22 protein-coding genes and 2 other annotated features are annotated in these 24,274 nt (G+C 33.3%); of the genes, 20 read left to right on the top strand and 2 right to left on the bottom strand.

Going from position 1 to position 24,274, the window contains the following annotated elements; genetic code table 11:
* Positions 1-102: 102 nt before the first annotated feature.
* From B7R65_RS01690 to B7R65_RS01670, 5 genes are all read left to right on the top strand, one after another.
* On the top strand, positions 103-1,278 hold the full coding sequence (locus B7R65_RS01690; protein ID WP_088041017.1) for a branched-chain amino acid ABC transporter substrate-binding protein: 1,176 nt from the start codon (positions 103-105) through the stop codon (positions 1,276-1,278).
* A gap of 226 nt (positions 1,279-1,504) precedes the next feature.
* The gene (locus B7R65_RS01685; protein WP_088041016.1) at positions 1,505-2,491 is read left to right on the top strand and encodes a branched-chain amino acid ABC transporter permease; all 987 of its coding nucleotides are present in this window, start codon (positions 1,505-1,507) and stop codon (positions 2,489-2,491) included.
* 9 nt (positions 2,492-2,500) lie between these two features.
* Positions 2,501-3,769 carry an ABC transporter permease subunit gene (locus B7R65_RS01680; protein WP_088041015.1) on the top strand — a complete coding sequence of 423 codons (1,269 nt, stop codon included), beginning with the start codon at positions 2,501-2,503 and terminating at the stop codon, positions 3,767-3,769.
* Between the two features lie 16 nt (positions 3,770-3,785).
* Complete coding sequence (locus tag B7R65_RS01675; RefSeq protein ID WP_088041014.1) at positions 3,786-4,556, top strand: ABC transporter ATP-binding protein; 771 nt, start codon at positions 3,786-3,788, stop codon at positions 4,554-4,556.
* A gap of 16 nt (positions 4,557-4,572) precedes the next feature.
* Entirely contained in the window at positions 4,573-5,280 is a 708-nt protein-coding gene (locus B7R65_RS01670) for an ABC transporter ATP-binding protein (RefSeq protein WP_088041013.1), read from the top strand.
* A 407-nt stretch (positions 5,281-5,687) separates the two neighbouring features.
* On the opposite strand, the gene B7R65_RS01665 is transcribed toward B7R65_RS01670, so the two are convergent.
* Positions 5,688-6,116 (bottom strand): hypothetical protein, encoded by a 429-nt coding sequence (locus tag B7R65_RS01665; protein ID WP_088041012.1) that lies wholly within the window; start codon positions 6,114-6,116, stop codon positions 5,688-5,690.
* Positions 6,117-6,332: 216 nt separating this feature from the next.
* Positions 6,333-6,514, top strand: a binding site (T-box leader).
* Positions 6,515-6,598: 84 nt separating this feature from the next.
* Here B7R65_RS01665 and B7R65_RS01660 point away from each other — a divergent pair.
* From B7R65_RS01660 to B7R65_RS01620, 9 genes are all read left to right on the top strand, one after another.
* Positions 6,599-7,984, top strand: a complete 1,386-nt coding sequence (locus B7R65_RS01660; protein WP_088041011.1) for a glycine--tRNA ligase — start codon at positions 6,599-6,601, stop codon at positions 7,982-7,984.
* Positions 7,985-8,121: 137 nt separating this feature from the next.
* A complete protein-coding gene (locus B7R65_RS01655) occupies positions 8,122-8,844 on the top strand; it encodes a Bax inhibitor-1/YccA family protein (protein ID WP_088041010.1) in 723 nt (240 codons plus the stop codon).
* A gap of 147 nt (positions 8,845-8,991) precedes the next feature.
* The gene (locus B7R65_RS01650; RefSeq protein WP_088041009.1) at positions 8,992-9,195 is read left to right on the top strand and encodes an NETI motif-containing protein; all 204 of its coding nucleotides are present in this window, start codon (positions 8,992-8,994) and stop codon (positions 9,193-9,195) included.
* A gap of 53 nt (positions 9,196-9,248) precedes the next feature.
* Positions 9,249-9,491, top strand: coding sequence for a DNA alkylation repair protein (locus B7R65_RS01645; protein ID WP_088041008.1), 243 nt, complete (start codon positions 9,249-9,251; stop codon positions 9,489-9,491).
* Positions 9,492-9,562: 71 nt separating this feature from the next.
* Positions 9,563-9,805 (top strand) — a binding site (T-box leader).
* A gap of 55 nt (positions 9,806-9,860) precedes the next feature.
* A complete protein-coding gene (gene ileS, locus B7R65_RS01640; RefSeq protein WP_088041007.1) occupies positions 9,861-12,953 on the top strand; it encodes an isoleucine--tRNA ligase in 3,093 nt (1,030 codons plus the stop codon).
* 239 nt (positions 12,954-13,192) lie between these two features.
* Entirely contained in the window at positions 13,193-13,516 is a 324-nt protein-coding gene (locus B7R65_RS01635) for a hypothetical protein (protein WP_088041006.1), read from the top strand.
* 106 nt (positions 13,517-13,622) lie between these two features.
* Positions 13,623-14,165, top strand: a complete 543-nt coding sequence (locus B7R65_RS01630; protein WP_088041005.1) for a GNAT family N-acetyltransferase — start codon at positions 13,623-13,625, stop codon at positions 14,163-14,165.
* 276 nt (positions 14,166-14,441) lie between these two features.
* Positions 14,442-15,266 carry a DUF2785 domain-containing protein gene (locus B7R65_RS01625; RefSeq protein WP_179194731.1) on the top strand — a complete coding sequence of 275 codons (825 nt, stop codon included), beginning with the start codon at positions 14,442-14,444 and terminating at the stop codon, positions 15,264-15,266.
* 27 nt (positions 15,267-15,293) lie between these two features.
* A complete protein-coding gene (locus tag B7R65_RS01620; protein WP_142288187.1) occupies positions 15,294-15,953 on the top strand; it encodes an HAD family hydrolase in 660 nt (219 codons plus the stop codon).
* Between the two features lie 265 nt (positions 15,954-16,218).
* On the opposite strand, the gene B7R65_RS01615 is transcribed toward B7R65_RS01620, so the two are convergent.
* The gene (locus tag B7R65_RS01615; RefSeq protein WP_256941115.1) at positions 16,219-17,733 is read right to left on the bottom strand and encodes an MDR family MFS transporter; all 1,515 of its coding nucleotides are present in this window, start codon (positions 17,731-17,733) and stop codon (positions 16,219-16,221) included.
* Between the two features lie 432 nt (positions 17,734-18,165).
* Between B7R65_RS01615 and B7R65_RS01610 the strand changes: the two genes are divergently transcribed.
* The 6 genes from B7R65_RS01610 (at position 18,166) to B7R65_RS01585 (ending at position 24,266) form a co-directional block, all read left to right on the top strand.
* Entirely contained in the window at positions 18,166-18,939 is a 774-nt protein-coding gene (locus tag B7R65_RS01610; RefSeq protein ID WP_088041002.1) for an SDR family oxidoreductase, read from the top strand.
* Between the two features lie 41 nt (positions 18,940-18,980).
* Positions 18,981-19,742: a 2-phosphosulfolactate phosphatase gene (locus tag B7R65_RS01605; protein WP_088041001.1), complete on the top strand. Its 762-nt coding sequence runs from the start codon at positions 18,981-18,983 to the stop codon at positions 19,740-19,742.
* Positions 19,743-19,797: 55 nt separating this feature from the next.
* Positions 19,798-21,036, top strand: a complete 1,239-nt coding sequence (locus tag B7R65_RS01600; protein WP_088041000.1) for an acyl-CoA dehydrogenase — start codon at positions 19,798-19,800, stop codon at positions 21,034-21,036.
* 34 nt (positions 21,037-21,070) lie between these two features.
* A complete protein-coding gene (locus B7R65_RS01595; RefSeq protein WP_088040999.1) occupies positions 21,071-21,823 on the top strand; it encodes an SDR family NAD(P)-dependent oxidoreductase in 753 nt (250 codons plus the stop codon).
* A 72-nt stretch (positions 21,824-21,895) separates the two neighbouring features.
* Positions 21,896-23,515, top strand: a complete 1,620-nt coding sequence (locus B7R65_RS01590) for a long-chain-fatty-acid--CoA ligase (protein ID WP_088040998.1) — start codon at positions 21,896-21,898, stop codon at positions 23,513-23,515.
* A 187-nt stretch (positions 23,516-23,702) separates the two neighbouring features.
* A complete protein-coding gene (locus B7R65_RS01585) occupies positions 23,703-24,266 on the top strand; it encodes a TetR/AcrR family transcriptional regulator (RefSeq protein WP_088040997.1) in 564 nt (187 codons plus the stop codon).
* The last annotated feature ends 8 nt before the right edge of the window (positions 24,267-24,274 follow it).

Raw genomic sequence — 24,274 nt, 5'->3', positions numbered from 1 at the left:
ATTTTGAACCAAAAGAACTTGTCTAAAGAAAAAATATAGCTTACTATTTTCTTAAGTATTTGAAATTTTCTAAAAAATAAGTTATTAAAGGGGGCTTACATAATGGTATTGAAAAAAGGTTTTGCAATTTTAGCATCTGTATCATTAGCAACAGGAATTTTAGCAGGTTGTAATAATTCCGGGAAAGATGGTAACACGGTAATCAAAATTGCAACAAATACACCATTATCTGGTAATAATGCAATTTTAGGGGAATCAATTAAACTAGGAGCGCAGTTAGCGTTAGAGGACCAAAAAGCAGAGTTTAAAAAATTAGGCTTTGACTTAAAACTTGTTCCTTATGATGACCAAGGTGATCCTAAAAAAGGTGTTGCAAATGCTGAGCAATTAGCTGCAGATAATAAAATTTTAGGTGTCGTTGGACACTTAAACTCTGGTGTAGCGATTCCTTCTTCATTAAAGTACGAGAAAGACCATATCGTAATGGTATCTCCTTCTAATACTGCAAATGAAGTAACAGACCGCGGTTTAAGCGTAGTAAACCGTATTTGTGCTAGAGATGATTTCCAAGGACCAGCAGGAGCTAATTTCGCTGTCAATACATTAAAAGCTAAAAAGATTTTTATCATTCAAGATAAAACTCCTTATGGTACAGGTTTAGCGAATGAATTTAAAGATGCAGCTGTTAAACTTGGAGCTACTGTTTTAGGTGAAGAAGGTATTCAAGTTGGTGATAAAGACTTTAATGGTGTTTTAAATAACGTTAAAGCAAAAAATCCTGATTTAGTATTCTTCGGTGGACTTTATGCAGAAGGTGGAATTTTATTAAAACAAGCACGTGATAAGGGCTTAAATATGCCATTCATGGGTGGAGACGGAATGGACTCTTCTGGTTTAGTAGACATCGCTGGTGATGCGGTTAAGAACTTCTACTATACTTCAGTTGCAGGGGACACGTTAAAAACAGACATCGGTAAAAAATTTGCTGACAGTTATAAATCTAAATTTAATAAAAATATTGAGTCATTCTCTTCTTACGGTTATGATTCAGCTGGTGTTTTATTAAAAGGTTTAAAAGATGCAATTGGCGATAAAAAAGGAAAAGCTCCTTCTCGTGAGGCTGTAGCGAAAGCTGTTCGTGATATTCAAGATTACCAAGGTGTAGTTACGGAAGTTGGCTTCGATGATAAAGGGGACAACAAATTCGCTAAAGTATTTATCTACTCATTTAAAGAAGCTAAATACCCAGGTACTCAAGTAGGCGAAGTAACTAAATAATTTATGAATTGACGCCTTCTATACCTCCGAATGCCGTATTAACAATCTAATAGCTTACTATTAAACTATGAGAATTTGTAAAGACGATGAAGGTAGAAGGATGTTAGTAAAAAGAAAAGAGTATCTCGTAAATCGTGATACTCTTTTTCTCTAAATGAAGTGAAAAAAATGTAAATATTTGCCAACACTTTAACAAACATAACTACTTTATTTATAGGAGGTTACGATCATGAATGAAATCATCCAAACATTACCTCAAGTTTTGATTGACGGTCTTGTTTTAGGAGCTGTTTACGCAATTGTTGCACTAGGTTATACAATGGTTTATGGGATTTTAGAACTAATCAATTTTGCACATGGTGAGATTTTCATGGTAGGTGCATTTATTGGAACTGCTGTTTTAATTACGTTTACAGGTTTTGGATTATTCAGTAGTTTACCAGCTATATTAGTTTTAGCTGTTGTACTCATTATTGCTTCAACATTAACTGGATTTTTAGGAATGGGGATTGAGCGGGTTGCATATCGTCCACTCCGAAATGCACCAAAATTGATCACATTAATTACAGCAATCGGAATTTCTTTTTTACTTCAAGACCTTGTGCGTTTTATTGCTGAATTAAAAGAAGGAAATTACATTATTACTGGTCCATCACTATTTTCTGGCCAACATCAAATCAAAACAAATTCTATCCTATCTGCTTTAGGAGACGCTCAAATTAAATCAGCATCGATCATTATTTTAGTTGTTGCAGTTGTAATGATGATTTCATTAGATTACTTCATCAATAAAACAAAATGGGGTACGGCAATGCGTGCAGTAGCTCAAGATCGTGAAACAGCTTCATTAATGTCTGTTAATGTGAATAAAGTTATTTCTTTAACGTTTTTCCTAGGTTCTGCTCTAGGTGGTGCGACTGGAGTACTTTTTGCATTACAATACAACACGATTGATCCATATATCGGCTTTATTCTAGGGTTAAAGGCATTTACAGCTGCCGTATTAGGTGGAATTGGAAATATTCGTGGAGCAATGGTTGGTGGTTTCTTAATTGGTGTCGTTGAAATGTTTGCAGCAGCAAATTTATCAACAATTACACACGGAGTATTCCCATCGGAATATAAAGACGTGTTTGCATTCGGTATTTTAATTCTAGTTCTAATCTTTAAGCCAGAAGGTTTATTTGGTAAACCAGTAGCTGAGAAAGTGTAGGTGAATTAGATGAATAGATTATTTGGACCAATTAAACAGTCGAACAAATTACAAGCTATCTTTTTAACATCTTATATTTTAGTAACTTCACTAGGACTTTACTTTCTACAAGAATCGGTAACTGCATTTCTATTAATTTTATTCTCGCTATTTTTACTATATAAAACGAACTTTCCAGTCAAAACAAAATGGATGATTGGAATTTTAGTATTAACTGTGATTATGCCATATGTGGCCTCACAAGGTGCTGCTTTCGAATCATACATGGGCGTAGCTACACTTGTTGGAATTTATGTAGCTATGGCACTTGGACTTAATGTTGTTGTAGGACTAGCTGGACTATTAGATTTAGGATTTGTTGCATTTTTTGCAATTGGATCTTATACGTATGCAATTTTTTCAACAAAACAAGTAACAAACTTCTTACATTTTGATTTCTTACCGTTCACGGGTAATTCATTTTGGGTATTCATTATCATCGGAGGAGTTATTGCTGCAATTGCAGGAGTACTTTTAGGGATCCCAGTTCTTCGTGTTAAAGGTGATTATTTAGCTATCGTAACCCTTGGATTTGGAGAAATTATTCGTATTGTATTTAATAACTTAGATCAACCAGTAAATATTACAGGGGGAGCGCAAGGGATTTCATCTATTCCATCTCCAACAATTTTTGGCTACGTAATTAGTGATTCTAGTCAGTTTTATTATGTAGTATTAGTTGTATTAGCAGTTGTAATCTTAGCAGTTACAAGATTGCAAGACTCTAAGTTAGGGCGTTCATGGAAAGCAGTTCGTGAGAATGAGATTGCAGCACAAGCATCTGGAATCCATTTAGTAAGAACAAAATTAATTGCTTTCGCGATCGGAGCATCATTCTCTGGAATGATGGGAGTTGTTTTCTCTGCAAAACAGATGTTCATCGACCCAACAAGTTTTACTTTACTTGAATCGATTACAATTTTAGTAATGGTTATACTTGGTGGAATGGGAAGTGTACCTGGAGTTATACTTGGTGCATCACTTGTAACGATTCTAAATTTACAAGTATTAACAGAAGTAACTAATTATTTAAATCAATTAACATTGGATGGAGTTCTTAACATTCCTGCTGCGTTATCGCCTGCTAAAATGCAACGTATGATTTTTGGTTTGATCCTAATACTTGTAGCAATTTTTAGACCACAAGGGTTAATGCCTTCGCGTAATAAAGTTGTGGCGAAAGAAGATTTAATTGAAAAACAAGTAGTCGAAGAAAATCAACGAACAGTTTCACTTTAGGAGAGGAGGCTAAAAAATGTTAAAAACGACTAATCTAACAAAGAGTTTCGGTGGTTTGACTGCCGTTAACAATGTAAATATTGAAATTGAAAAAGGGTCAATTACTGCTGTAATTGGACCAAATGGAGCCGGGAAAACTACATTTTTTAATATGATTACAGGTGTCTACACTCCTACAAGTGGAGCGATTGAACTAGGAAGCGAAAGCTTAGTAGGCTTGAAGCCACATGCCGTATCTAAAAAAGGTATCGCCCGTACATTTCAAAATATCCGATTATTTAGTAGTATGACTGCACTAGAAAATGTAATGGTTGGTATGCACCAACATTTAAAATACGGAGTTTTTTCAACTCTATTCCATTTACCAAGATTTAAAAAATTAGAAAAGCAAGCTATGCAAGAAGCATATAAATGGTTAGAGTACGTTGGATTAAGTGAAGTTTATAATGAAGAAGCTTCTAGTCTATCATATGGTGCTCAAAGACGTCTTGAAATTGCACGTGCGCTTGCATCTAAGCCAAGTATTTTACTTTTAGATGAGCCAGCTGCAGGTATGAACCCGAAAGAAACAAAGGAATTGACGGATTTAATTTTTCAAATGCGAGATGATCTAAATTTAACAATCGTTTTGATCGAACATGATATGAAACTTGTAATGGAGATTTCTGAATATTTATTCGTACTTGACCACGGTGAAAAGATTGCTGAGGGTAAACCACTTGAAATTCGAAATAACCAAAAAGTTATTGAAGCATATTTAGGAAAAAGTGCAGTGACTACTGCATAGTGAAAGGAGTAAAAAAATGACACTATTACAATTAAAAGATATTAACTCTTTTTACGGTGGTATTCAAGCACTAAAAAATATTAATATTGATGTAAATGAAGGTGAAATTGTTACATTAATTGGAAGTAATGGTGCTGGAAAATCGACGACACTTAAAACGATTTGTGGACAGGTTAAACCAAAATCTGGGTCACTACTTTATAAAGGTGAAGATATTGTAAAGCTACCTTCACATGAGATTGCATTAAAAGGAATTGCTCACGTTCCTGAAGGAAGACGAATCTTTTCCAAACTAACTGTAAAAGAAAACCTAGAAATGGGTGCATTTTCTGTTAAAGATAAAAAGTTGATTGCAGCTAGAATGGAAATGGTATTTGATTATTTCCCTAGACTGCATGAGCGATTAAATCAAAAAGGCGGAACAATGAGTGGTGGAGAACAACAAATGTTAGCGATAGGTAGAGGTCTTATGATGGGCCCATCAATCTTAATGTTAGATGAGCCTTCAATGGGTCTTGCACCAATTATTGTTGAACAGATTTTTGAAATCATTGAGCAATTAAATAAGCAAGGTATGACTATTCTTTTAGTAGAACAAAACGCATATCAAGCTTTACAAATTGCACATCGTGGTTATGTTATCCAAACAGGTGAGATTCAAATGGTTGGAGAAGGTAAGACATTGATGAACAATGAAGAAATTAAAAAAGCATATTTAGCATAAGCTGAAAAAATGTCTGAGGAGTAGCTTAAACGCTGGTCTTATCAGACATTTTTTTATTCGCTCTGTTAATGATTATTGTTGATATTAAACTATTCGCATTGGTATGACAGATCTAACAGGATTTAATGAAAAGAGTGGCTAAAGAGATTTGATTGGAATGGATATGCGAGACTCCTGTGGGAGTAGCGAGAAGGATGAGACCAAAAAGGTAGGCATGCTAATAGCACGACGTCCTGTTGTAACGCATGCATGACCCACATCGTGTGGGCCCAGGCGGCTTTGCTCACGCCCCACGGAAAGGGAGCATCCTGAAACGAAAATCAACAAAATTTTTAATCTGAGCCTTTTTATTGAAAAAGCACCATTTCATTAATCGAAAAGGTGCTTTTAAAAGTAATATAATTATATTATTTATTAGAAATAAATGCCGAAATCTTTAATTGATCTTCTTTAGAAGAGTTGTTAATTGAAGATTGAAGTGATTCCTCTAGTAAACTACGATTCTTGTAGAAATCTTCTTGTTTACTATTATAATAGTACTTCACTGCTTCTAAATCTGAGAAAAATTCTTTTCCAAGCTTTAGAAGAAATGTTACTGGTAATCCTTCAATTGTTATATTACTTTTTGATTCAAAAATTTCATTTACCGTACTGTTTGAATTTGAAATCATTTCTTCGTTTAATTCTTTAACTAATATTTGTTCGAATCCTTTTATTTTATTATTTCTTTTGTTTACGATTCGCTTTTTGTTCGTTTTTAATAAACGAATGGAATGATGTTTATCAAGCAATACTGCTGAACGTTTCTTTTTCTTTAAAAAAATGCTGCTACTCAAAACTAGCACTCCCTTCTAGTAGTATGGTTATATTTTTAAAACAACTTTTCTATCATACCAAGTTATGAGAAGGCTGTAAAGGCATTATCTTTACATGAATTATTCCCAGAAATATTCGAAAAATTCTTCGTATTTTTTAAAAGTGAATTGTTAATAATAATATTTGACGGATTAGTTGTCACTTTGTTAAACTAATACCATATTATTTAATACATAGTACTAACGTTGACGGAAAGAAGTATCTAAAGATTATTTTGCTAAGCGAATTGGGGATAGTGAGAGCTCAATCAAAACCTTTAGTGAAAGGCATTCCTGAGTTAATTTTTAAAGTGGACAATTTTATTTTGAAGTTGTCAACTAGGGTGGAACCGCGGGTGCATACAGCTCTCGTCCCTAGGCAGAAAATGCCTAAGGATGAGAGCTTTTTTATTTCATTCTTGCATTTTCAAAAATTAACTAATTGAAAAATGGAGGCGAATGAAATGACTGAAAAATCAATGGAAGTTGTTGTAAGTCATGCAAAACACAGAGGATTTGTATTCCCAGGTTCTGAAATTTATGGTGGTTTAGCAAATACATGGGATTATGGTCCATTAGGTGTAGAATTAAAAAATAATGTTAAAAAAGCTTGGTGGAAAAAGTTTGTTCAGCAAAGTCCTTATAATGTAGGTCTTGATGCTGCAATCTTAATGAATCCTCGTACATGGGAAGCATCAGGTCATATTGGTAATTTTAATGATCCAATGATCGATTGTAAAAACTGTAAAGCTCGTCATCGTGCAGATAAATTAATTGAAAATGCGCTAGAAGAAAAAGGGATGGAAATCATTGTTGATGGTCTACCTTTCACAGAAATGGCTAAGTTAATCGTAGAACATAATATAGCTTGTCCTGATTGTGGTAGCCATGATTTTACGGATATCCGTCAATTTAACTTAATGTTTAAAACGTTCCAAGGTGTTACAGAATCAAGTACAAATGAAATTTTCTTACGTCCTGAAACAGCACAAGGTATCTTCGTAAACTTTAAAAATGTTCAGCGCACAATGAGAAAGAAAGTTCCATTCGGTATTGCACAAATCGGAAAAAGTTTTCGTAACGAAATCACTCCAGGAAATTTCACGTTCCGTACGCGTGAATTTGAACAAATGGAACTTGAATTTTTCTGTAAGCCAGGTGAGGAACTTGAATGGTTTACTTATTGGAAAGAAACTGCAAATAAATGGTTGTTAACACTAGGCATAAACGAAAATAATCTTCGCTTACGTGATCATAGTGAAGATGAATTATCTCATTATAGTAACGCAACTAGTGACTTTGAATATAAATTCCCATTTGGTTGGGGTGAACTATGGGGAATTGCTTCACGTACAGATTATGATTTAAAACAACATATGGAATATTCAACTGAAGATTTCACTTATCATGATCCAATAACAAATGAAAAATATGTTCCTTATTGTATCGAGCCGTCATTGGGTGCAGACCGTGTAACATTAGCATTTTTAATTGATGCATATGAGGAAGAAGCATTAGAAGATGGAACTTCTCGAACTGTAATGCGTCTACACCCAGCATTAGCACCATTTAAGGCTGCAATTTTACCTTTATCTAAAAAATTATCTGAAAATGCTAGTGAAGTATTTGCTTCATTATCTGAAGATTTTAATGTAGATTTTGATGAAACTGGATCGATCGGAAAACGATATCGCAGACAAGATGAAATTGGTACTCCATTCTGTATCACATATGATTTTGATTCAATTGAAGATGGTAAAGTAACAGTCCGTGATCGTGACACTATGGAACAAACACGTGTTGCAATTAGCGAACTACATGCATTTATATCAGAAAAAATTAAATTCTAATCATAATAACGTATCTTTTTCGAATTAAGGTGTCCTTTTGGACATCTTTTTTCATATAATTAAATAAAGCTTGTTTAAACTTTATGAAAATTACTAAAAATGTTAAAAACTATTGATTAAATAGAGGAGGCGTTTAAATGAAGAGTTCGAATCCTATTTTAAATTCGAAAACATTAACAAAATCTCGACATTCAGACCAAGCAATGACATTAGGCGGGACTATTTCCAAAACATTCATTGCATTAATTTTGTTAATTGGAACTGCAGGCTATTCTTTTTATTTAACTGCGACGGGTACATTAAATTCTAAAGTATTCATTGGTTGCTTAATTTTTGCGTTTATAATTGGTTTAGTTACTTCCTTTTCACCTAGATTGGCTCCTATAACAACTCCTATTTATGCGGCAGTAGAAGGGATATTGATTGGTAATATATCGGCGGTTTATGAAGCGACTTATGGTATGATTGTTTTACAAGCGGTTTTACTAACAATTGCAATCATTGCTGGAACATTAATTTGTTATGCAACAGGCATTGTGAAAGTAACTCAGCGCTTTAGATCAATTGTATTTGGTCTAACATTAGGAGTATTTATTTTTTACTTATTGACGATGGTTCTTCATTTATTCCACGTGCCTGTTCCATTTATCCATCAATCAGGACCATTAGGACTAGTTGTGAGCTTAGCTATTTTAATTATTGCTTCACTTAATTTGTTTTTAGATTTTGACTTAATTACAACAAGTGTAAGTCAAGGTGCACCGAAACAATTTGAGTGGTACTGCGCATTTGGTTTATTAGTTACTATTATTTGGATTTATATAGAAGCGTTAAGATTTATCTCAAAGCTAAGAAACTAGAAATAGTAGCAATTAAAACCTTACTCTTAATTGTAGTAAGGTTTTTTGTACAGTAAAGTAAATTGATTTCTATTAATTAATGATACGAAAGATTTTATATAGAATGTTAAAATAGAACAAATGATTTAAAAAGAAAGTAGGCTTATTATGAGTAAGAAAAAATTTGAAGTTCTTGAAAACGAAACAATAAATGATTGCCTTGCTAGAATGCAAGCAGAAGGATACAAACCTATAAAAAGAATGGAAGTACCAATTTTTTCGGAACAAATGGTAAATGGGAAGATGGAAATTGAACCATCTGGCAGAAAGATTGTGTTTGAGGGGAAGTTAAATTCGAATGAACATGTATAAAAGAGTTAATTAATGGAAAATTAACCTATATGAAATTAAATGAGGTGAATTTTATGCATAAATTAGCATGTCCACGCTGTAAAACTAATAAAACGCGATTCTATGTAATCGAACAACACCCTAAAGCAGTAAAGTTAAATGCTCAAAGCGGAGATGTTGAACAAGAAGAATATATTTCAGGTGGTCTCGATCCATTCTATATTCCATACAAGGGGCCAGAATATTTGATACAATGTGGTGCTTGTGGTGTTATTGAACAAAGTGTACTGTTTGAGAAAGCAGCAGATTCATTTTAATAATGATTTAAAATTCAGAAAAAATTGACGTTTCATTTCGTTTTGTATATAATAATATCCAATTAAAGCACACAAATTCAATGACGAGAAAAGTATTTTTTGAAATTGTTCTAAAGAGAGCCGGGATATGCTGAAAACCGGTGTACAATTCATAAAAGAAGATCCTCTCCGAGAAGTCAGACTGAACTTTAGTAAGTTTGAACGGGTGTCTACCGTTAAAAGGAACGCGTATGATTGTACGTGACTGAGTGCTATTGAAGAACGGACTTTTTCAATAGAATTAGGGTGGTATCGCGGTTAAACCCGTCCCTTTTTATAGGGACGGGTTTTTTGTGTGCTTTAATAATAAAGAAAATAGGAGCGATACACATGGAAAAGGAAAGTTTAAAGGAAACGACGCAACAACGTGAAAAAAGAATAAGAGAATTGTGGACTACGAATAGTACATTTTTGGAATCCATTAATTTAAGAGATAATAAACAATCATTTGTTTTTTATGAAGGCCCTCCTACTGCAAATGGACTTCCACATGTAGGTCATGCATTAGGACGTACAATTAAGGATATAGTTGCTAGATACAAAACGATGTCTGGATATCAAGTAATTAGGAAAGCTGGTTGGGATACGCATGGTTTACCTGTTGAACTTGGTGTTGAGAAGCAATTGGGGATCTCAGGGAAAGCAGAAATTGAAAAGTATGGTGTTGAAGCATTTCTTGAAAAATGTAAAGAAAGCGTGTTTATTTATGAGAAACAATGGCGGGAATTTACGGAACAGCTTGGTTATTGGGTAGATATGGATGACCCGTACGTCACGCTAGATAATTCATATATAGAAAGTGTTTGGAATATTTTGGGTACTATCCATGAAAAAGGATTACTGATGAAGGGGCATCGCGTCTCACCTTACTGTCCGAGTTGTCAAACTTCGCTAAGCTCACATGAAGTAGCGCAAGGTTATAAAGTGGTCAAAGACTTAACTGCAACAGTAAAATTCAAGGTGGAAAATCGAGAAAATGAATATTTCCTAGGTTGGACGACAACACCATGGACACTCCCAGCTAATGTAGCTTTAGCAATTAATCCAACTATGAAATATGTTCGTGCTAAAAAAGGTGAAGAAGTCTATATACTTGCTGAATCATTAACAGAAAAGGTTTTAAAATCTGATTATGTCGTACTATCAGAAGTTCCAGCTGCTGATTTAATTGGTATCGCATATACACCACCATTTCATTACGTTAGCGTCGAAACTGGACATAAGGTTGTGGGGGCGGAATTTGTAACGGAAAATAGTGGTACAGGTATTGTGCATATCGCACCTGCTTATGGTGAAGATGATTATAAGGTTGTACAAGAAAATGGTTTATCTTTTGTTAACATCGTTAATGAAAAGGGACAATATACAGATGAAGTTTCAAATTTCCGAGGGCGTTTTGTCAAAGAATGCGATGTTGATATTGTTCGTTATTTGGCTGAAAAAGGTCTATTATTTAGTAAAGAAAAATATGAGCATAGCTATCCACATTGTTGGCGTTGTGATTCACCATTACTGTATTATGCAAACGAGAGTTGGTTTATCAAAACAACAGCATTTAAAGAGCAATTTATAAAGAACAATGCAGAAGTTACATGGCATCCAGACCATATTAAAAATGGTCGATTTGGGAATTTCTTAGAACAAATGGTCGATTGGAATATAAGTCGTAAAAGGTACTGGGGTACACCGTTAAATATATGGGAATGCAGTTCATGTGACCATCAAGTCGCTCCTAAAAGTATTAAAGAATTAATAAACTTATCAGTTGAGCCAATCGATTCAATTGAATTGCATAAACCCTTTGTTGACCAAGTAAAACTAAAGTGTTCAAATTGTCACGAGGAGATGGAAAGGACGCCTGAAGTCATTGATGTATGGTTCGATAGTGGATCAATGCCGTTTGCACAATATCATTATCCTTTTGAAAACAAAGAAAAATTTGATAAACAATTTCCTGCAGATGTAGTGATTGAAGGAATTGACCAAACTCGTGGTTGGTTTTATAGTTTATTAGCAGTATCAACACTTTTTACTGGAAAAGCTCCATATAAACGTGTACTTTCACTCGGTCATGTTTTAGATGAAAATGGACAAAAAATGTCTAAAAGTAAGGGAAATGCACTTGACCCAATGGAATTAATCCAAAAGTATGGAGCTGATTCTTTAAGATGGGCCTTATTAGTTGATAGCGCTCCTTGGAACCCTAAACGCTTTTCGGAAAGAGTTGTTCAGGAAGCTAAATCAAAATTAATTGACACCTTTGGAAACGTTTATAGTTTTTACAGACTATATGCTGATTTAGATGGATTCAATCCAAATAACAAATACGAATATAAAAAGAATAAATTAGATGACTGGATTTTATCGCGATTGCATAGCACAATCAAACAGACAAAAGGAAATTTAGAAAAATATCAGTTTACAAATGCTGCGAGAGATATAGCAAAATTAGTGGATGAAGTTAGTAATTGGTATGTAAGACGTTCAAGAGAACGCTTTTGGGCTAGTGGAATGGATCAAGAAAAAGTAGCGGCATATCACACTCTATACGAAGTATTAACAAAAGTAAGTCAATTATTAGCACCATTTACACCCTTTTTAGCTGAAGATGTTTATAATAATTTAACTAGTCAAAGTGTCCATCTATCTGATTATCCAGTACATGATGACACGCATATAAATGAACATCTCGAAAAGGAAATGGACGCTGTTGTAAAAGTAGTGGAATTAGGCAGAAGTGTACGCAATGTTACATCATTAAAGATTAAACAGCCGTTAGCATCTTTGTCGTTATTAAGTAGCCATAACGAAATGAATTGGGATTCTTATAAAGAAATCGTTTTAGAAGAGTTGAATGTAAAGAATTTCATACAATTGAAGGATGATGATCAGTTTTCTTTAGCTAAGCTAAAATTAGACTTTAAAAAAGCAGCGGCAAAGTATGGAAAACAGTCAAACTATATTAATAATTGGCTCCAGCAATTAGGAAATGAGCAGTCGAAGAAATTTATTGAAACTGGAATCGGTAAATTTGTTACTGAATCTGGAGATACATTACAGGTTAACATTCAAGATGTGCTAATTGAAAAAATTCCGAAAGAAGGTTATTCCTCAGCAACAAATGGTGAGTTCACTGTGACGTTAGATGTATCCTTAACCGAAGAACTTATTCAAGAAGGTATAGTCCGAGAAATGATTCGATCTATCCAAGAATATCGAAAAGAATTAAAATTACCGATTAACATGCGTGTAGATATTGCAATATCTGCAAATAAAGATTTACTAAAAATCACTGAAAAGTTTAAAGCAATGCTACAAGAAAATTTATTGATGCGTCATTTACTTGTTAAAGATCAAGTAATTGGAAAAGAAGTACAAATGAATAATTATCGTTGTATGATTGAGCTAACTCCAGCAACATAGTTCGATTAAAAAGTGTATCTAAGAATGATTTCTTATGATGCACTTTTTTATTGTTTTTTATAAAATTGCTTTTTAACTAGTTTTGTAAAAAGACTTTGAAGAGAGTAATTTCTTTATTTTTATCCTAAAATAGTCCATTCCTATATCAATAAGATGAAAGATTCGAAATATTTATTACAATATTTTCCAAATTAGCTTATAATATAAAAAATGAACACTAAAAAGTGAGGGAATTAATTTTGAAGAAACTTACGTTCATCGTTAGTACATTAGCAGTTTTATTGGGATTAACATGGTTGGTTTCAAATTTTATGGATTCCAGAATGATTGATTATGCATTTATTGTAGGCATAATTGTTACGATTATTATTCGAATTTTCACAAGTAGTGGGGGATTTTTATCGAATAGTGTAAGACTGTCCGTTCAAACGCAAACTGGCATAAAAGTGAAAGAGGAAAGTCAGGTTCAATTACCTGGAAAATCAATATCTTTTCTTGTCTCTGCAATTTTTACAATCGTTTCTTTAATCATTACCATCATTTATTACTGGCAAGAATTCTAAGATTTAATTTATGCAAGGCAATTAAAAACTAATTTATTAAATGTATAGAGTAAACGACTGTCGAATAAGATGGTCGTTTTATATTATCAAAAGGGGGAGTAAATTGATGGATTTTCCGAATTTGGAAACAGAAAGATTAACTTTAGTTCAAATAACACAAGCAAATGTAATTGAAATATTTTCTATTTTTTCAAATGACGAAGTGATTCGTTACTATGGCATGAATGCTTTTACCGAAAAAGTACAAGCTGAAAAAATGATTGAATCGTTTCAGACAAGATTTGAAAATCAACACGGAATGCGTTGGGGTTTAATTGAAAAAGAATCAAATGAATTAATTGGTACGATTGGATTAAATAATCTAATTATTGCATCAAAAAGAACAGAAATTGGATATGATTTATTACCGGCATATTGGAGAAAAGGGTATGCTTCAGAAGCAATAAATAAAGTGATTACATATTGCTATCAAAATTTAGGACTTTATCGTATTGGTGCCATAATTTTTCCGGAAAATATAGCTTCTTCATCTCTACTTGAAAAAATAGGTTTCAAAATGGAAGGTAAGTTGAGAGGGTATTTATTTCAAGGAAACGAATCTCATGATGTAAATGTTTTTTCGCTTCTAAAATCTGATTGGGAAAAATAAAAAAGAGACTTTAGAGAAAGTCCATAAAATATTAAATTTCAGTCTGAAAGAGCCGTCGGGCTCTTTTTCTTTATCTATTAATCATTTACATTTTTATGTAATGAGCTAAGTGACATGATATACCTCTTTAAATAATTTAAATTCTAGCATAGTTTTTCTTAACAGCTATTACTCTACCATGAATTATCGGAATAATAGAATCATATTTAATATTCTGAAGTCGAAATCATGCTGTGGTAAAATAAGAATAAAAATAAGATTGAAAAGGTGTTAATGATGGAAAAAGAAAAAATGTTAGTCGGAAAGCTAAAAGGAATAATTGAAAACAAATTTAATGTGCCAACTGGTGAAAATACGAATGAATTAGCAAAGTCAATGTTGCGCTTAATTGGTACAACTGATCCGTATTTACGTGATGATTTAATCTATATAGTGTTCTCAAAATGGATTCTAACTGATATATATACGAATGAACAGTTAAGAAACTTTTTATTGATCACTGTTGACGATGATCATTTATTTTATGGATTAGGAGAAGAGAATACGGATTCTGTTTTTACAAGATCGTTTTCGATACTAATCATTAGTGTGATTCTATTAAAACACTTTGAAAAGCCATTTTTATTTTCTACTGATTTTGGTTATATAAAGGAAAGAGTTTTCCAATATGCTAAAAATGAAAAAGATATTCGTGGTTATGTTGAAGGAAAGGGTTGGGCACATTCTGTTGCACATCTAGCAGATTGTTTAGATGAAATAGCAAAATCTCATGAATCCAATCGGAGGGATTTACTGACAGTACTAACTATTATTCAAGAGCGTGTAATGGAAAGTATGAATGTATATACTTGCGAGGAAGATGAGCGCTTAGTTACAGCTGTTATGTCAATTTTGGATCGTAAAATAGTATCAAATCAAGACTTCATATTATGGTGTCATCGATTTAAAGAGTATAAGCTGACAGGAGATTATTTACTCGACTTTAATATAAAGATTAATACAAAACACTTCTTAAGAAGTCTTAACTATCGACTAAAGCAAAATAATTCAGAAATAAAAACCGAAATATTAGATACATTAGACGAAATTAGTACGTTTTAAGACGATTATGAATGAGGTGTAGAATTGATAAAAGCAATTATTTTTGATTTTGATGGATTAATTGTTGATACAGAATCTGTATGGTTTGATGCATATAGAGAAGTATTGTTAGAGTATGAATTTGATTTATCTTTAGAAAAATTCTCAGAAGTAATTGGTACACATGACGACATTCTTTATGATTATCTTAAGCAAAATATAAAGATACCGTTTGAAAGAGATCTGATTGAAAGCTCAGTAGAAAAATTAGTGAAGACAAAGCTCGATGAACCAGCATTACGTGAAAATGTAGAGGACTATTTAATTACCGCGAAAGAGGCCGGATTAATCATAGGTTTAGCATCAAGCTCATCAAGAGAATGGGTAGAGGGCTTCTTAAAAAAGTTAAACATATATGAATACTTTAGTGTAATTAAAACAAGAGAAGATGTAAGTAATGTGAAGCCAAATCCAGAATTGTATTGTAAAGCAATTGAGGAATTAGGAGTAACTGCGTCTGAAGCAATCGCATTTGAAGATTCACTAAATGGACTTATTGCAGCTAGAGAGGCTGGATTACGATGTGTAATTGTTCCAAATAGTGTAACATCACATTTGGCATTCGAAAATTATAGCTTAAGATTATCTTCAATGGCAGAAAAATCATTGACTGATGTAATGAACCATATAGTAGGTAACTGTACATGATTGCATAAAAAAACCATTCCGTATTGGAATGGTCTTATTTTTTTTGGCTCTGAAAAAAAATATGGATGTTCGCTTTTTTAATGGAGAGTGCGCTGATCCTCTAGCGCTTTGAGCCTTGGGAGAGTCTCAGGTGTCCCGAATCTCCCACTCTAATCAACTTCTTTAATGATTGATTGAATTCTTACCATAAACATGACTATAAAAATACTCATAAAAAGAAAGCCTTTATTTAAATATAAGCAATTATAAGCCATCATGTTGAAAATTAAAGTGTAGTAACTTCTTTTACTTCATTTTCTTCATCTTTTTTGATTAATATCTCTTTTTTCAGTCCCCAACAAATTAAGAATGAAATGATTGCTAGGGCGAATGATACCCAATACAATTGTTGAAACGAATGGACAAAAACTGTTTTTACGTTTTCGAGTAATGCAGGATCAAGATTTTTGGGAATCATACCATTTTCAATTTTTTTGATTTGAATTAGCTGATCCATTGAAAGATTACTAGCTAACGATTTCATCCCAGATGAGATTTTAGATGCAAGTAGAGAACCGAAAAGACTAAAACCAATTGTCATTCCTATTGATTGAAATAGTGTAACCGATGATTGTGCAATACCAACATGCTCTTTATCAACAGACTCCTGTATTATTAATGCGTTGTTAAACAATGCTCCAAATCCAAAACCAAGTATGATGAAATAAATAATAAATGTAATGATTGATGTATGCGCATTAATACCTGATAGTAAATAAAATCCTATAATAGGAATAATAAATGATACAATATAAATCGTACGATAAGGTAATTTATTCATTAATCGACCAGCAATTACACTTGCACCGATCGCACCTACCATGATTGGAAGATTTAAATATCCAGATTCAGTTGGAGTAAGTCCAAGGACATTTTGTGTGAAAAATGGGAATGAAGATAGGGAACCCATTATTGAAAGTATAAATACGAATACTAAAGCTGAAATCACGATGAAATTTCGATTCTTAAATAAATGTAATGGAATAATTGGTTCTTTTGCTTTTGATTCAACAAAAATGAATATGCAGAGTAAAATCGTACCTAATACTAATAGTCCAATCATTTGAGGTTCATTCCATGAATATCCTTCGGTTTGATGAAGTACAGGAGTAAGTAAATAACTGATGAGTGTCGTTACTAGTAAAATACCACCAAACCAATCGATACTAATTTTTCGATCTACTTTTGTTTCGTTTAATCCGAATGCTAAAAGTATTGCCGCAAGTACTCCTACGGGAATATTTACTAAGAAAATCCAGTGCCATGAAATATGCTGTACAAAATAGCCACCTATAAGTGGTCCAAGTAATTGCGGGATAAACATGACAGCACCGAAAATTCCTTGGATTTTTGCACGTTGTTCAACAGGGAAACTATCACCGAAAATAATCATCGCAAGTGGCATCAATCCACCAGCACCGATTCCTTGAATCCCACGTCCAATTAATAAAACTTCCATTGAATGAGCGGTTCCACTAATAATAGAACCTCCTATGAATAGTGCCATACTAACTAAGTAAATTCGTTTGCGTCCGTATAAATCTGCTAATTTTCCAAGGATGGCCATAAAAGAAGTCATAGAGAGCATATAAACTCCTCCAACCCATCCGTATAATGGTAATCCACCTAAATCTCTAATAATCGTTGGCATAGCGGTTGATACAACAGTCTCATCCAACTCAGAAAAGATCACACCAATCATTAATCCGATTAATATAAGCGTTTTGTTATTTTCTTTCATTTGTACCTCCAAATTATCCATGTCATTGTTATTCAATTAAACGAATAAGTCCTAGTGTGCTGAATAACTTCTTTCAATGCTTTAAAAATTTCTATTTTAATATGTTCTTTGTTTAGCTCATTAAATCCTCTTGGCATTAAATATATCCTTTTTGAATGTATGAATTATTTTATTTTTAATTCACAGATAGTAAACATATTCGGCGAATTTTAATCAATAAAGGATCAGAGCTTACTATTAATAAGGCTTTGTTAAAAAATAATATTGTGATTAATAAAAGCAAAAATTGAATTTTATATTTTTTATTGAATATTCTGAATTAATTATGTATGATTTAAGTAATGAACATACCGACTGGTTAGTATCTTAATACGTATGTTTAAGTGATCACAACATATTATTTAATATGTAACTTTTTAGGAGGTAAGAGGAATGCACGTAAAACAATTATTTGACTTGACTGGTAAGGTTGCGATTGTAACAGGTGGCGGAAGAGGACTTGGAGAGCAAATTGCAAAAGGATTTGCAGAAGCAGGTGCAAATGTCGTTGTTTGCTCACGAAATGAAGAAGCCTGTAAAGAAGTCAGTGAAGAATTAAAAAATATTGGTGTAGAATCTTTAGCTTTAAAATGTGATGTTACGAAACGTGAAGATGTACAGAGAGTAGTTCAAGAAACAAAAGAAAAATTTGGACGAATTGATATTTTAGTCAATAACAGTGGTGCATCATGGGGCGCACCAGCAGAGGAGATGCCACTCGAAGCTTGGCAAAAAGTGATGAATGTCAATGTGACTGGGACATTTCTTATGTCCCAAGAAGTAGGCAAAATTATGTTAGAGCAAAACTCAGGTAAAATAATTAATATAGCTTCAATAGCAGGTATTCAAGGAACAAATCCTAACCATTTAAATGCAGTCGGTTACAGTGCGAGTAAAGGCGCGGTATTAAGTTTTACAAGAGATTTAGCTGTAAAATGGGGATCTCGCGGCGTAAATGTTAATGCAATTGCACCTGGATTTTTTCCTACTAAAATGTCAAAAGACGTCATTGCACAAAGTGAAAAAGAATTGCTAGAAGTAACACCGCTTAAAAAGTTTGGCAGTGATAATGACTTAAAAGGTGCGGCCCTTTTTTTAGCAGCTCCAGCTTCTGACTATGTTACAGGTGCAACGATTGTAGTTGATGGTGGAGCATCGATAATGTAATTATTCCTAAACTTCACTTTCAATAAAAAAGGAGCTATAAGATGGGGAAAATACATCTTTTAATGAGAAAAGAAGAAATTGATGAACAACAACTAACTGATAATAAAATCGTTGTCGTTTTTGATGTACTATTAGCAACTTCAACGATTACAGCTGCGCTTGAATTCGGTGCGAAAGAAGTTATACCAGTTCTTAATGAGGAAGAAGCCTTAAAATATGGACAAAGTAAAGATCCGAGTAAAACGATACTTATAGGTGAATATCAAGGGAAGACAATTGATGGCTTTCTTGCACCGAATCCGATGGCTTTAAAAGATGTCGTTTCAGGTAAAACGATTATTTTATCTACTACTAATGGGACTATTGCTCTTAAAAAATCCCAATACGCAAAAAAAGTGTATGCTGCTTCTATACTAAATAGTAAATCAGTAGCCCATCATCTTGTATCGAATTATAAGGATGAATCAATTATCTTAATTTGTTCAGGATCATCTGGGAAGTTTAATATGGAGGATTTTTACGGAGCTGGTTATTTTATCGATTGTCTACTGAGCTCTTCAATTGAGCTTGAATATACTGATGCTGCTAAAGCTGCACATTTATTTTATTCTAGTAATTTAGATAAAGAGTTTGAGATATTAGCAGAATCAAGTGTAGGCAAAATGCTTCTCGATTATGGATTTGAAGATGAATTGAAATTTGTAAGTCTTAAAAGTCAATTTAAAGTTGTTCCAATATTTGAAAATGGACTATGTGTTAGAAATGCGAATAATATGCTAAAAGTAGAACCAGACATTAGATAGCATTCTATTACTCTTATACCAACTAGTTAGTATGTTAATGAAGGGATTTGATTTCATGGATTTTTTATATTCACCAAAAGTTCAAGAACTACAACAAAAACTAACAAAATTTATGGAGAACTATGTGTATTCGAATGAAGAACTATTTGAAAAGCAATTAAACGAACAAGAATCACGATGGAGTGATATACCACCAATTATTGAAGAATTAAAAGCAAAAGCGAAGCAAGAAGGACTTTGGAATTTATTTTTACCACAAAGTAAATATGGAGCTGGTTTAACAAATTTAGAATATGCACCATTGTGTGAAATAATGGGTCGCTCACTAATTGGTCCAGAAGTATTTAATTGTAGTGCACCTGATACTGGAAACATGGAAGTACTAGAAAGATATGGTACGGAGGAGCAAAAAAGTCAATGGCTAACTCCTTTATTAAATGGAGAAATCCGCTCGTGTTTCTCAATGACTGAGCCTGAAGTTGCTTCTTCAGATGCAACAAATATTGAAGCTAGTATTGAAAGTGATGGAGATTACTATAACATTAATGCAAGAAAATGGTGGTCGTCTGGAGCAGGAGATCCTCGTTGCAAAATTGCAATTGTTATGGGAAAAACAAATCCTAATGCAAGTCGTCATGAACAGCAATCTATGATTCTTGTCCCTTTAAATACACCAGGAGTAAAAATCGAAAGAATGCTTCCTGTTTTTGGTTATGATCATGCACCACATGGACACGCTGAAATTACATTTAATAATGTAAAAGTTCCAAAGAGTCATATTATTTGGGGTGAAGGGAAAGGGTTTGCTATTGCTCAAGGTCGCTTAGGTCCTGGCAGAATCCATCATTGTATGAGATTGATTGGAGCGGCAGAGCGAGCACTAGAAGAGTTATGTAAGCGTGTACAAAATCGTGTAGCTTTCGGTAAACCAATCGCTAATCAAGGTGTTGTTCAAGAATGGATTGCTAATTCACGAATTGAAATTGAACAAGCTAGATTATTAACTTTAAAGGCAGCATTTATGATGGATACTGTAGGAAATAAAGAAGCTAAATCAGAAATTGCGATGATTAAAGTAGTTGCTCCTTCTATGGCACTTCGAGTGATTGATCGAGCAATTCAAGCTTTTGGTGCTGCAGGTGTTTCAAATGATTTTACTTTGGCAGCGCAATGGGCAAATGCAAGGACTTTAAGATTAGCGGATGGACCTGATGAAGTTCATCGCGCACAACTTGCGAAATTAGAACTTCGAAAATATCAATCTTCAAAATTATTAACACCGGTTGAAAAATAATTTTCTATTAGTCCTTTTAAACTAGGAGGAAAAAATGAGGCTACAAAATAAAGTATCAGTAATTACAGGTGGTGGCGGTGGAATCGGAAGAGCAACCGCAATTCGATTTGCTAATGAAGGCTCGAAAGTGGTTGTGTCTGATATTAATGAGGAGACAGGTGAAGAAACAGTTGCGAGAATTAAAGAGAAAAATGGAGAAGCGATATTCATAAAAACAGATGTTGGAAACAGCAAAAGTATCCAAAATTTAATTAATGAAACAGTTAATCACTTTGGAGCCATTCATATTTTAATGAACAATGCTGGTATAAGTAATTCAGAAGTACGAAGTGTCGATCTGGACGAGTCTGAATGGGACTTAGTTATGAATATTAATTTGAAAAGTGTCTACCTAGGTATTAAATATGCTATTCCTGAGTTAATGAAGTCTGGAAGTGGAGTGATTATTAATACTTCAAGTTTATTAGGTTTAAAAGGGAAAAAGTTCGTAAGTGCGTACAATGCTTCTAAAGGTGGTGTCGTACTATTAACTCAAAATGCTGCATTGGAGTACGGGAAGTTCAACGTTAGAGTAAATGCCATCGCTCCGGGTATTATTGATACGAGTATAATAGATTTTTGGCGAAATGATGAACGTAGATGGCCTATCATATCTAAAGCAAATGCACTTGGACGAATTGGTAATCCAGAAGAAGTAGCATCAGCTGCTTTATTTTTAGCATCAGATGAAGCATCGTTTATCACCGGGGTGACATTACCGGTAGATGGGGGCGGAATTATCTTCTAGATGTTACTCATGCTAAACGAAATAAAAGATTTTTTGAGATTAAGTTTTTTATAAACATTGGAGGTTATAAAAATGAATTCTATTAAATCTTGGCATTCTCATTATCCTGAGGGTATTTCACCCGAAATTATCATTCCTAATAAATCAATTCCCCAAATATTAAAAGAGTCATCAGAACAATACCCAAATCATACAAGCATGACATTTTATCATAAAAAATTTACATACAAAGAGCTGTATTCATCAGTCAATGCATTTGCTTCTTCTTTGCAAGTAAATGGTATTCAAAAAGGGGACAGGGTCGCAATTATGCTTCCTAATTGTCCGCAATATATCATTTCATATTATGGAATATTAACAGTCGGAGCAATTGTAACTCAAATTAATCCTATGTCTGTTGAGCGTGAGTTGCTTCATCTTATTAAAGACTCAGGTGCAGAGACAATTGTAGTACTAGCTAGTTTATATCCAATTGTAAAATCAATTCAAAATCAAACAAAACTTCAAAACATTATTGTTGTAAATTTATCTCAGACAGAAGAAACATTTGGATCAGATTCACTTTTTGAACATTTCTTAAGAGAAGGAAATGGGGATGTAGTTCCAGTAGAAATCGATGCAAAAGAAGATATTGCAGTACTCCAATATACAGGAGGTACAACAGGTAGATCTAAAGGCGTAATGCTTACGCATGAGAACCTTTTAGCAAACATCATGCAATCAAAAGAGTTTTTTAAAGGAAGCATAGAAGTTGGTAAAGAGCGTAGTTTATCAGTAATTCCTTTTTTTCATGTATATGGAATGAACATAAGCATGAATTTTTGTATCTATATGGCAAATGAACTAATTATACTTCCGCGCTTTGACATAATGGAAGTTTTAACAACGATTAAAAATGAAAAGCCTACACTTTTTCCGGGAGTCCCGACAATGTATGTAGCGATTATTAATCATCCTGAAGCGGAGAAATATGGAATTGATTCAATAAAGGTTTGCAATAGTGGAAGTGCACCAATGCCAGTCGAATTATTACATCAGTTTGAACAAAAAACAGGAGCTACCATTTTGGAAGGTTACGGCTTATCTGAAGCATCTCCAACAACTCATTGTAACCCTGCCTTTGCTGAGAAAAAACCTGGTACTGTAGGTTTTGGTTTACCTTCAACTGAATATAAAATTGTGGATTTAGCCACAGGTCAATTAGAAGTTCCAACTGGAGAAGTTGGTGAGTTAATCGTTAAAGGTCCCCAAATTATGAAAGGCTATTGGAATATGCCAGAAGAAACTGCCCATACATTAAAAGATGGATGGCTATTTACAGGTGATATAGCTTCAGTAGATGAAGAAGGATATGTCACGATTGTTGATCGAAAGAAGGATATGATTATTGCAAGTGGTTTTAATATTTATCCTAGAGAAATTGAAGAAATTTTATACGAGCATCCGAGTGTACAAGAAGCTGTAGTAATTGGGGTACCAGACGAATATCGAGGAGAAACAGTTAAAGCAGTTCTTGTACTGAAATCAGATAAAGCAGCAACAGAAGCTGATATTTTGGAATTTTGCCAGAGAAATTTAGCAACGTATAAAATACCGCGTCAAATTGAATTTCGTGATCAACTTCCAAAAACAAATATAGGCAAAATCTTAAGAAGAGCGCTTAGAGAATCGGAAAGTTCAAAAACTGTTTAAATAGGTTGATTGAACAAATCGTATAATCTATAAATAATAAAAATAGGATTTAACATGGGACTGCCATTTACTAATTATGAAAAATCGCACCTTTTTCATTAAATTCTTAAATATTCAGTTAAAAAGAAATTGTAAAAAAGGAAATATGGTATAATTCTATTGAAATTTTAGATTGCGAGGACATCCCATGAAAGAAAAAATAACAGAACATGCTATCCATTTATTTGATAAAAAAGGATTCACAGTAACTTCCATACAGGATATCGTCGAATCAATAGGAGTCACTAAAGGAACTTTTTATTATTATTTTTCGAGTAAAGAAGAGTTATTAAAGGAGATCCATTTACGATATATTGATGATTTATTAAGTAAACAAGAAGTTATTTTATATGATGATTCCAAGAGTTTTAAAGATAAGTTACTTGATATAATCCATCTTTCATTACTTGATATAAAAAAACAAGGTGCAAGCGCTAAAGTTTTTTTTAGAGAGATGAGACATTTAAATCCTGAAAGCCTTGAAAAAATTGATCCAAAAAGAGATCAATATCGTTTCAATATTGAAAGATTATTAAAAGAAGGTATTGAAAATGGAGATTTACGATCTGATTTAGATGTTCCATTAATTACATTTGGAATTTTAGGTATAACAAATTGGAGTTATCAATGGTTTAATCCAGCCGGTAGCAAGAATGACTATGAGTTAGCAAAGATATTTACAGAGATGGTCTTTAAAGGAATCGAGAATTGAGTGTGGGA

The organism is Bacillus sp. EAC, from assembly GCF_002156875.1.
Classification (GTDB): Bacteria; Bacillota; Bacilli; order Bacillales; family Bacillaceae_G; genus Gottfriedia.
This window is presented reverse-complemented; position numbering and strand designations above follow the sequence as displayed.